Origin of the sequence: Mycolicibacterium pyrenivorans (assembly GCF_025821625.1) — a bacterium.
In the GTDB taxonomy this organism is placed as follows: Bacteria; Actinomycetota; Actinomycetes; order Mycobacteriales; family Mycobacteriaceae; genus Mycobacterium; species Mycobacterium pyrenivorans.
On record NZ_JACKSH010000115.1, the window covers coordinates 1 to 1,063 of the forward strand.

Consider the following 1,063-nt stretch of genomic DNA (forward strand, 5'->3'; position numbering starts at 1 on the left):
TGCTCGGGATCGCCGTGGTGCAGCTGGCAGCCTCCTGGTGGGCGATCGCCCCGGGGTCGGGCTCGCAGTGGCCTGCTCGGGATCGCCGTGGTGCAGCTGGCAGCCTCCTGGTGGGCGATCGCCCCGGGGTCGGGCTCGCAGTGGCCCTCGATCGTCGTCGTCGTGGTGACGTCGGTGTGCCTGATTCTGCGGGCCCGCGGTCTGCGGCACCGCCGTCATGCGGTGACCATCGTCAGCGGCTCGGCGCTCTCGCTGATGGCGATCCCGTTGCACTACGGCCTCAGTGCGCCCGCCTCAGCGACTGTTGCGGTCGTGGTGTCGGCGGCCGCGGTGCTGGCCGTGGCTGTGGCCGGGCTGCTGGCTGGGGCGGTCATTCCCTCGCGCAGCTTCTCTGAACCCATCCGGCAGATTGTGGAGTGGTTGGAGTACATCGGCTATGCCCTCATTGTGCCGTTCGCCGCGTGGGCAATCGGCTTGCTGCAATACATCAGGTTGCACTGATGCGGGGCAAAAGTGTGGCAGCGGGCCTGGCCGCATTCGGACTGCTCGCCGCCAACGTGTTGGCACCCCCGGCGGCGCTGGCGGTCGCCCCACCGGTCATCGACCCGGGCGCACTGCCGCCGGACGAGACTCCGGGCCCGCCCCAGGAGATGCGCCAAACCAAGGCGTGCGTGACCCCGGTGGTAGTGGGCGATCCCAACGTGGCCCAGCCCGACCCGGGCAACACCATGCTCAACATCGAACAGGCCTGGCAATATTCAACCGGCGCCGGAGTGACGGTAGCCATCATCGATACTGGCGTCACCCCCAACCCGCGGTTCCCGCGGCTGTTCCCCGGCGGCGACTTCGTGCAAGGACTACCTGACGGCGGGCTGACCGATTGTGAAAGCCACGGCACCATCGTCGCCTCGATCATCGGCGCCGCGCCCGCCAACCCGGCCGACCGCCCCACGCCGCGTCCGGCGGGAGCAGGGGCCCCCCCTCCGCCCCCGGGCGTGCCGGCCAACCCGGCGCCACCAGCGTTTCCCCCGCCACCGACGATCACCGCGACCGCGACAGTGAC

2 pseudogenes are annotated in these 1,063 nt (G+C 70.6%); both read left to right on the forward strand.

The window, feature by feature from the left end:
* Positions 1-501, forward strand: a pseudogene (locus H7I57_RS14595) (hypothetical protein); the annotation flags it as partial.
* Positions 501-1,063, forward strand: a pseudogene (locus H7I57_RS14600) (type VII secretion-associated serine protease); the annotation flags it as partial. The pseudogenes H7I57_RS14595 and H7I57_RS14600, both read left to right, overlap by 1 nt.